General features: G+C 58.0%; 8 protein-coding genes and 2 pseudogenes. 7 read left to right on the top strand and 3 right to left on the bottom strand.

The genetic code is table 11. The features are described 5' to 3' along the window. Positions 1-7: 7 nt before the first annotated feature. From ACKLKD_RS26880 to intI1, 3 genes are all read right to left on the bottom strand, one after another. Positions 8-2980 (bottom strand): Tn3 family transposase, encoded by a 2973-nt coding sequence (locus ACKLKD_RS26880; protein ID WP_001138073.1) that lies wholly within the window; start codon positions 2978-2980, stop codon positions 8-10. 2 nt (positions 2981-2982) lie between these two features. Further along, positions 2983-3540, bottom strand: coding sequence for a recombinase family protein (locus ACKLKD_RS26875; RefSeq protein ID WP_001162012.1), 558 nt, complete (start codon positions 3538-3540; stop codon positions 2983-2985). Positions 3541-3845: 305 nt separating this feature from the next. Further along, positions 3846-4859: a class 1 integron integrase IntI1 gene (gene intI1 / locus ACKLKD_RS26870; protein WP_000845048.1), complete on the bottom strand. Its 1014-nt coding sequence runs from the start codon at positions 4857-4859 to the stop codon at positions 3846-3848. Between the two features lie 156 nt (positions 4860-5015). Between intI1 and dfrA15 the strand changes: the two genes are divergently transcribed. The 7 genes and pseudogenes from dfrA15 to ACKLKD_RS26835 all read left to right on the top strand — a co-directional run. Then, a complete protein-coding gene (gene dfrA15, locus ACKLKD_RS26865; protein ID WP_001355915.1) occupies positions 5016-5489 on the top strand; it encodes a trimethoprim-resistant dihydrofolate reductase DfrA15 in 474 nt (157 codons plus the stop codon). Between the two features lie 101 nt (positions 5490-5590). Next, positions 5591-6429: pseudogene (gene aadA1 / locus ACKLKD_RS26860) on the top strand (ANT(3'')-Ia family aminoglycoside nucleotidyltransferase AadA1). Positions 6430-6545: 116 nt separating this feature from the next. After that, positions 6546-6893 (top strand): quaternary ammonium compound efflux SMR transporter QacE delta 1, encoded by a 348-nt coding sequence (locus tag ACKLKD_RS26855; RefSeq protein ID WP_000679427.1) that lies wholly within the window; start codon positions 6546-6548, stop codon positions 6891-6893. Continuing rightward, positions 6887-7726 (top strand): sulfonamide-resistant dihydropteroate synthase Sul1, encoded by an 840-nt coding sequence (sul1, locus tag ACKLKD_RS26850; RefSeq protein WP_000259031.1) that lies wholly within the window; start codon positions 6887-6889, stop codon positions 7724-7726. The genes ACKLKD_RS26855 and sul1 overlap by 7 nt, the downstream gene beginning before the upstream one ends. Positions 7727-7853: 127 nt before the next feature. After that, complete coding sequence (locus tag ACKLKD_RS26845) at positions 7854-8354, top strand: GNAT family N-acetyltransferase (RefSeq protein ID WP_000376623.1); 501 nt, start codon at positions 7854-7856, stop codon at positions 8352-8354. Between the two features lie 320 nt (positions 8355-8674). Further along, positions 8675-8743: pseudogene (locus ACKLKD_RS26840) on the top strand (EAL domain-containing protein); the annotation flags it as partial. 117 nt (positions 8744-8860) lie between these two features. After that, a partial coding sequence (locus tag ACKLKD_RS26835) for an IS6-like element IS6100 family transposase (RefSeq protein WP_072203413.1) occupies positions 8861-9358 on the top strand: 498 nt, incomplete at its 3' end.

Here is a 9358-nt window from a genome sequence, read left to right as displayed (position 1 = left end):
AAGCACGCTAAGCCGGTGGCAGCGGTCGCAATGGCCTAAACTTCCCCGCACCGACCTTGGCGCTGCTGCGCCATAGGTAATCGCCGGTCAGGTTGATGTGCTCCCACCCCAGCGGCGACAGATATTGCAACAATGTGTCGTCCAGCGCCGTGCCGTTGCCACGCAAAGCACTGGTGGCACGCTCCAGATATACCGTGTTCCACAACACGATGGCCGCCGTCACCAGATTGAGGCCGCTGGCCCGGTAGCGCTGCTGCTCAAAACTGCGGTCGCGGATTTCACCCAATCGGTAGAAGAAGACCGCCCTGGCCAGCGCGTTGCGCGCCTCGCCCTTATTCAGCCCCGCATGGACGCGGCGGCGCAGCTCCACGCTTTGCAGCCAATCCAAAATGAACAGCGTGCGCTCGATGCGCCCCAGCTCGCGCAACGCCACGGCCAAGCCGTTCTGGCGCGGGTAGCTGCCGAGTTTGCGCAGCATCAGCGAAGCCGTTACCGTGCCTTGCTTGATGGAGGTGGCCAGCCGCAGAATTTCATCCCAATGGGCGCGTATTTGCTTGATGTTCAGCCTGTCGCTGCTAATCATCGGCTTGAGCGCGTCATAGGCGGCATCGCCCTTGGGGATGAATAGCTTGGTTTCGCCCAAGTCACGGATACGCGGCGCGAAGCGAAATCCCAGCAAATGCATCAAGCCAAACACGTGATCGGTGAAGCCTGCCGTGTCGGTGTAGTGTTCCTCGATGCGCAAGTCCGACTCGTGGTACAGCAGGCCATCAAGCACGTAAGTTGAATCACGAATGCCCACGTTGACCACCTTGGCACTGAAGGGCGCGTACTGGTCGGAGATATGGGTGTAGAAAGTCCGTCCTGGACTGCTTCCATACTTCGGGTTGATATGACCAGTGCTTTCTGCTTTGCTGCCGGTTCTGAAGTTCTGGCCGTCCGACGATGACGTGGTGCCGTCACCCCAGTTGCCGGCGAAGGGTTGCCGAAACTGCGCATTCACCAGCTCGGCCAGCGCCGTCGAATAGGTTTCATCGCGGATGTGCCAGGCTTGCAGCCAAGACAGCTTGGCGTAGGTGGTGCCAGGGCAGGACTCGGCCATTTTGGTCAGACCCAGGTTGATCGCGTCGGCCAGGATCGTCGTCAACAGCAAGGTTTTGTCCTTGGCCGTGTCGCTGGTCTTCAGGTGTGTGAAGTGGCGGGTGAAGCCCGTCCATTCATCGACCTCCATCAGCAACTCGGTGATTTTGAGGTGCGGCAGCAGCATAGCTGTCTGGTCGATCATGGCTTGCGCGGCGTCTGGTACTGCCGCGTCCAGCGGCGTGATCTTCAGGCCTGACGCGGTGGTGATGATGGCATCCGGTAAGTCGTTGGCCGCAGCCATGCGGTTGACTGTGGCGAGTTGCGCCTCCAACAATTCCAACCGGTCATGCAGGTATTGGTCGCAGTCGGTGGCCACTGCCAGCGGCAATTCGCTGGCCAGCTTCAAAGTGGCGAACTTCTCGACCGGCACCAGGTATTCGTCGAAGTCCTTGAACTGGCGAGAACCCTGCACCCAGACATCACCGGAGCGCAGCGCGTTCTTCAGCTCCGACAGGGCGCATAACTCGTAGTAACGCCGGTCGATGCCGTCGTCGGTCAGAACCAGCTTTGCCCAGCGCGGCTTGATGAATGCGGTTGGCGCATCGGCGGGCACCTTGCGCGCGCTGTCGCTGTTCATGCCGCGCAGCATGTCGATGGCATCGAGCACACCCTTGGCGGCGGGCGCAGCCCGCAATTTGAGCACGCCCAGGAACTGCGGCGCGTAGCGGCGTAGCGTGGCATAGCTTTCACCGATGTGGTGCAGGAAATCAAAGTCGGCAGGCCGCGCCAATGTTTGCGCTTCGGTGACGCTGGCGGCGAAGGTGTCCCAGGGCATAACGGCCTCGATGGCGGCGAACGGATCGCTGCCGCTTTGCTTGGCCTCAATCAACGCTTGACCGATGCGCCCATACATCCGCACCTTGTCGTTGATCGCCTTGCCGGAAGCCTGGAACTGCTGCTGATGCTTGTTCTTGGCCGCGTTGAACAGCTTGCCGATGATGCGATCGTGAAGGTCGATGATTTCATCGGTGACGGTGGCCATGCCTTCGATGGCCAGCGCTACCAGCGTGGCATAGCGTCGTTGCACCTCGAACTTTGCCAGATCAGCAGGCGTCATCTGGCCACCTTCACGAGCGATTTTGAGCAGGCGGTTCTGGTGAACCTGCCGCTCGATGCCTGCGGGCAGATCAAGTGCTTGCCAGGATTTCAGGCGCTCAATATGTTCGAGCATGTGGCGAGAGTTCGGTTTGGCAGGCGACTGGCGCAGCCATGCCAGCCACGTCACTTTACTGCCGTCCTTGCGCTTGAGAAGTTCGTCCAGGCGCTGACGGTGGGGTGATAACAAAGAATCGGTCAGCGCCGCGTAAATGCGTCGGTTGGCACGGGTGATGGCCTCGGCGCTTGCGCGCTCGATGGCATTCATGGCGGGCAGGATAATGCTCTGCCGCCGCAGATTCTCGACAAGTGCGCTCGCCAGCACGATGCCTTTGTCGGTCTGCAAGGCCAGCTCGGTCAATGTATGCACGGCTTGCCGATAGTGGCTCATGGTGAAGGGCTTGAACCCAAAAACCGTTTGCAGCTCGACCAAGTGCTCCCGCCGTGTCTGTTCGCGCTGGCCGTACTCGCTCCAACTTTCCACTGGCATCTTGAGTTGCGCGGCCACCATGCGCAACAGGGGCGGAAACGGAGGCTCATCGACGCCCAAAAAGGTGCCAGGGAATCGCAAGTAGCAAAGCTGCACAGCGAAGCCCAATCGATTCGCGGCGCCGCGACGCTGACGGATCACCGACAGGTCGGTTTCGTTGAACGTGTAGTGCCGTATCAGTTCGTCTTTGGCATCTGGCAGTGCCAGCAGGCTTTCGCGCTCGGTGGCGGACAGGATTGAGCGGCGTGGCATGGTCAGTCTTCCCGCAGGTACTGGTACAAGGTTTCGCGGCTGATGCCGAAGTCACGGGCCACCAAGGTTTTTTGGTCGCCTGCCGCAACTCGCCGTTTCAACTCGGCAATTTGTTCGCTGTTCAGCGATTTCTTTCGTCCCCGGTAGGCACCGCGCTGCTTGGCCAGCACGATTCCCTCGCGCTGACGTTCGCGGATCAGGGCGCGCTCGAACTCAGCGAAGGCTCCCATGACCGACAGCATCAGATTGGCCATCGGTGAGTCCTCGCCGGTGAACTTCAGCCCTTCTTTGACGAACTCCATGCGCACGCCCCGTTGTGTCAGCCCTTGGACGATGCGGCGCAGGTCATCAAGGTTGCGTGCCAGCCTGTCCATGCTATGCACCACCACGGTGTCGCCCTCGCGGACGAAGGCCAGCAGCCTTTCCAGCTCGGGACGCTGGGTGTCCTTGCCAGAAGCCTTGTCGGTGAACACCCGCGCCACCTGAACACCCTCCAATTGCCGTTCCGGGTTCTGGTCGAAGCTGCTGACGCGGACATAGCCGATGCGTTGACCTTGCAAGATGCCTCCAAAGGCAAAAGTGTCAGGATGAAATCTATTACCTTTGACGGAATATGTCAATCAATAGGAAATTTAACTCTATTCTGACATCGTTTGCACATGGTGTCGTTTTCAGAAGACGGCTGCACTGAACGTCAGAAGCCGACTGCACTATAGCAGCGGAGGGGTTGGATCCATCAGGCAACGACGGGCTGCTGCCGGCCATCAGCGGACGCAGGGAGGACTTTCCGCAACCGGCCGTTCGATGCGGCACCGATGGCCTTCGCGCAGGGGTAGTGAATCCGCCAGGATTGACTTGCGCTGCCCTACCTCTCACTAGTGAGGGGCGGCAGCGCATCAAGCGGTGAGCGCACTCCGGCACCGCCAACTTTCAGCACATGCGTGTAAATCATCGTCGTAGAGACGTCGGAATGGCCGAGCAGATCCTGCACGGTTCGAATGTCGTAACCGCTGCGGAGCAAGGCCGTCGCGAACGAGTGGCGGAGGGTGTGCGGTGTGGCGGGCTTCGTGATGCCTGCTTGTTCTACGGCACGTTTGAAGGCGCGCTGAAAGGTCTGGTCATACATGTGATGGCGACGCACGACACCGCTCCGTGGATCGGTCGAATGCGTGTGCTGCGCAAAAACCCAGAACCACGGCCAGGAATGCCCGGCGCGCGGATACTTCCGCTCAAGGGCGTCGGGAAGCGCAACGCCGCTGCGGCCCTCGGCCTGGTCCTTCAGCCACCATGCCCGTGCACGCGACAGCTGCTCGCGCAGGCTGGGTGCCAAGCTCTCGGGTAACATCAAGGCCCGATCCTTGGAGCCCTTGCCCTCCCGCACGATGATCGTGCCGTGATCGAAATCCAGATCCTTGACCCGCAGTTGCAAACCCTCACTGATCCGCATGCCCGTTCCATACAGAAGCTGGGCGAACAAACGATGCTCGCCTTCCAGAAAACCGAGGATGCGAACCACTTCATCCGGGGTCAGCACCACCGGCAAGCGCCGCGACGGCCGAGGTCTTCCGATCTCCTGAAGCCAGGGCAGATCCGTGCACAGCACCTTGCCGTAGAAGAACAGCAAGGCCGCCAATGCCTGACGATGCGTGGAGACCGAAACCTTGCGCTCGTTCGCCAGCCAGGACAGAAATGCCTCGACTTCGCTGCTGCCCAAGGTTGCCGGGTGACGCACACCGTGGAAACGGATGAAGGCACGAACCCAGTGGACATAAGCCTGTTCGGTTCGTAAACTGTAATGCAAGTAGCGTATGCGCTCACGCAACTGGTCCAGAACCTTGACCGAACGCAGCGGTGGTAACGGCGCAGTGGCGGTTTTCATGGCTTGTTATGACTGTTTTTTTGTACAGTCTATGCCTCGGGCATCCAAGCAGCAAGCGCGTTACGCCGTGGGTCGATGTTTGATGTTATGGAGCAGCAACGATGTTACGCAGCAGGGCAGTCGCCCTAAAACAAAGTTAACCCCTAAGGAAGTATCGTGAAACTATCACTAATGGCAGCAATTTCGAAGAATGGAGTTATCGGAAATGGCCCAGATATTCCATGGAGTGCCAAAGGGGAACAATTACTCTTCAAAGCGATTACCTATAATCAGTGGCTTTTGGTAGGCCGAAAGACTTTCGAGTCAATGGGGGCTTTACCCAACCGAAAATATGCCGTTGTAACTCGTTCAAGCTTCACTTCCAGTGATGAGAATGTATTGGTATTTCCATCTATCGATGAAGCGCTAAATCATCTGAAGACGATAACGGATCATGTGATTGTGTCTGGTGGTGGTGAAATATACAAAAGCCTGATCGATAAAGTTGATACTTTACATATTTCAACAATCGACATTGAGCCAGAAGGTGATGTCTATTTTCCAGAAATCCCCAGTAGTTTTAGGCCAGTTTTTAGCCAAGACTTCGTGTCTAACATAAATTATAGTTACCAAATCTGGCAAAAGGGTTAACAAGTGGCAGCAACTGACCGCCAAAAGTGTCACTTGTTTTGCCAAAAAGCCGGCAAAACAAGCGCCAATTTTGTCGGCAGCTGTGCCAGGCGTTAAACATCATGAGGGAAGCGGTGATCGCCGAAGTATCGACTCAACTATCAGAGGTAGTTGGCGTCATCGAGCGCCATCTCGAACCGACGTTGCTGGCCGTACATTTGTACGGCTCCGCAGTGGATGGCGGCCTGAAGCCACACAGTGATATTGATTTGCTGGTTACGGTGACCGTAAGGCTTGATGAAACAACGCGGCGAGCTTTGATCAACGACCTTTTGGAAACTTCGGCTTCCCCTGGAGAGAGCGAGATTCTCCGCGCTGTAGAAGTCACCATTGTTGTGCACGACGACATCATTCCGTGGCGTTATCCAGCTAAGCGCGAACTGCAATTTGGAGAATGGCAGCGCAATGACATTCTTGCAGGTATCTTCGAGCCAGCCACGATCGACATTGATCTGGCTATCTTGCTGACAAAAGCAAGAGAACATAGCGTTGCCTTGGTAGGTCCAGCGGCGGAGGAACTCTTTGATCCGGTTCCTGAACAGGATCTATTTGAGGCGCTAAATGAAACCTTAACGCTATGGAACTCGCCGCCCGACTGGGCTGGCGATGAGCGAAATGTAGTGCTTACGTTGTCCCGCATTTGGTACAGCGCAGTAACCGGCAAAATCGCGCCGAAGGATGTCGCTGCCGACTGGGCAATGGAGCGCCTGCCGGCCCAGTATCAGCCCGTCATACTTGAAGCTAGACAGGCTTATCTTGGACAAGAAGAAGATCGCTTGGCCTCCCGCGCAGATCAGTTGGAAGAATTTGTTCACTACGTGAAAGGCGAGATCACCAAGGTAGTCGGCAAATAATGTCTAACAATTCGTTCAAGCCGACGCCGCTTCGCGGCGCGGCTTAACTCAAGCGTTAGATGCACTAAGCACATAATTGCTCACAGCCAAACTATCAGGTCAAGTCTGCTTTTATTATTTTTAAGCGTGCATAATAAGCCCTACACAAATTGGGAGATATATCATGAAAGGCTGGCTTTTTCTTGTTATCGCAATAGTTGGCGAAGTAATCGCAACATCCGCATTAAAATCTAGCGAGGGCTTTACTAAGCTTGCCCCTTCCGCCGTTGTCATAATCGGTTATGGCATCGCATTTTATTTTCTTTCTCTGGTTCTGAAATCCATCCCTGTCGGTGTTGCTTATGCAGTCTGGTCGGGACTCGGCGTCGTCATAATTACAGCCATTGCCTGGTTGCTTCATGGGCAAAAGCTTGATGCGTGGGGCTTTGTAGGTATGGGGCTCATAATTGCTGCCTTTTTGCTCGCCCGATCCCCATCGTGGAAGTCGCTGCGGAGGCCGACGCCATGGTGACGGTGTTCGGCATTCTGAATCTCACCGAGGACTCCTTCTTCGATGAGAGCCGGCGGCTAGACCCCGCCGGCGCTGTCACCGCGGCGATCGAAATGCTGCGAGTCGGATCAGACGTCGTGGATGTCGGACCGGCCGCCAGCCATCCGGACGCGAGGCCTGTATCGCCGGCCGATGAGATCAGACGTATTGCGCCGCTCTTAGACGCCCTGTCCGATCAGATGCACCGTGTTTCAATCGACAGCTTCCAACCGGAAACCCAGCGCTATGCGCTCAAGCGCGGCGTGGGTTACCTGAACGATATCCAAGGATTTCCTGACCCTGCGCTCTATCCCGATATTGCTGAGGCGGACTGCAGGCTGGTGGTTATGCACTCAGCGCAGCGGGATGGCATCGCCACCCGCACCGGTCACCTTCGACCCGAAGACGCGCTCGACGAGATTGTGCGGTTCTTCGAGGCGCGGGTTTCCGCCTTGCGACGGAGCGGGGTCGCTGCCGACCGGCTCATCCTCGATCCGGGGATGGGATTTTTCTTGAGCCCCGCACCGGAAACATCGCTGCACGTGCTGTCGAACCTTCAAAAGCTGAAGTCGGCGTTGGGGCTTCCGCTATTGGTCTCGGTGTCGCGGAAATCCTTCTTGGGCGCCACCGTTGGCCTTCCTGTAAAGGATCTGGGTCCAGCGAGCCTTGCGGCGGAACTTCACGCGATCGGCAATGGCGCTGACTACGTCCGCACCCACGCGCCTGGAGATCTGCGAAGCGCAATCACCTTCTCGGAAACCCTCGCGAAATTTCGCAGTCGCGACGCCAGAGACCGAGGGTTAGATCATGCCTAGCATTCACCTTCCGGCCGCCCGCTAGCGGACCCTGGTCAGGTTCCGCGAAGGTGGGCGCAGACATGCTGGGCTCGTCAGGATCAAACTGCACTATGAGGCGGCGGTTCATACCGCGCCAGGGGAGCGAATGGACAGCGAGGAGCCTCCGAACGTTCGGGTCGCCTGCTCGGGTGATATCGACGAGGTTGTGCGGCTGATGCACGACGCTGCGGCGTGGATGTCCGCCAAGGGAACGCCCGCCTGGGACGTCGCGCGGATCGACCGGACATTCGCGGAGACCTTCGTCCTGAGATCCGAGCTCCTAGTCGCGAGTTGCAGCGACGGCATCGTCGGCTGTTGCACCTTGTCGGCCGAGGATCCCGAGTTCTGGCCCGACGCCCTCAAGGGGGAGGCCGCATATCTGCACAAGCTCGCGGTGCGACGGACACATGCGGGCCGGGGTGTCAGCTCCGCGCTGATCGAGGCTTGCCGCCATGCCGCGCGAACGCAGGGGTGCGCCAAGCTGCGGCTCGACTGCCACCCGAACCTGCGTGGCCTATACGAGCGGCTCGGATTCACCCACGTCGACACTTTCAATCCCGGCTGGGATCCAACCTTCATCGCAGAACGCCTAGAACTCGAAATCTAACGTCCGTTCGGGCATCGAGGTCCATGTCGGGGTGGGACGGGCCCGTGGCTTCAAGATCACTTGCAGTCCGACCGCGATGTCTTGGTTGCGCGAGAGGTTGTCGATATCCTCCACTTCCATCATCAACCCTGGATAATGCCGCCGCCGTCATCGCCGCCGACGCCCGTGCCGGGCTTTTCGGGCCTGTCAGGCTTGCTCGGCCTTCAGCCTGCCTGGGCGAGATCTCCGGCGGACGGATTAACGGCGGAGCTTCGCCGCCTTTCGTGCGTGTGAAGGCCGAAGATAGTTCTCTCAAAAACATCCGTTTATGAGAGATACCAAATGTCATTTTCAGAAGACGACTGCACCAGTTGATTGGGCGTAATGGCTGTTGTGCAGCCAGCTCCTGACAGTTCAATATCAGAAGTGATCTGCACCAATCTCGACTATGCTCAATACTCGTGTGGGCTCTGTTGCAAAAATCGTGAAGCTTGAGCATGCTTGGCGGAGATTGGACGGACGGAACGATGACGGATTTCAAGTGGCGCCATTTCCAGGGTGATGTGATCCTGTGGGCGGTGCGCTGGTATTGTCGCTATCCGATCAGCTATCGCGACCTTGAGGAAATGCTGGCGGAACGCGGCATTTCGGTCGACCATACGACGATCTATCGCTGGGTCCAGTGCTACGCCCCGGAGATGGAGAAGCGGCTGCGCTGGTTCTGGCGGCGTGGCTTTGATCCGAGCTGGCGCCTGGATGAAACCTACGTCAAGGTGCGGGGCAAGTGGACCTACCTGTACCGGGCAGTCGACAAGCGGGGCGACACGATCGATTTCTACCTGTCGCCGACCCGCAGCGCCAAGGCAGCGAAGCGGTTCCTGGGCAAGGCCCTGCGAGGCCTGAAGCACTGGGAAAAGCCTGCCACGCTCAATACCGACAAAGCGCCGAGCTATGGTGCAGCGATCACCGAATTGAAGCGCGAAGGAAAGCTGGACCGGGAGACGGCCCACCGGCAGGTGAAGTAT

The organism is Klebsiella sp. 10982, from assembly GCF_048589245.1.
GTDB lineage: Bacteria > Pseudomonadota > Gammaproteobacteria > Enterobacterales > Enterobacteriaceae > Klebsiella > Klebsiella quasivariicola.
This window is presented reverse-complemented; position numbering and strand designations above follow the sequence as displayed.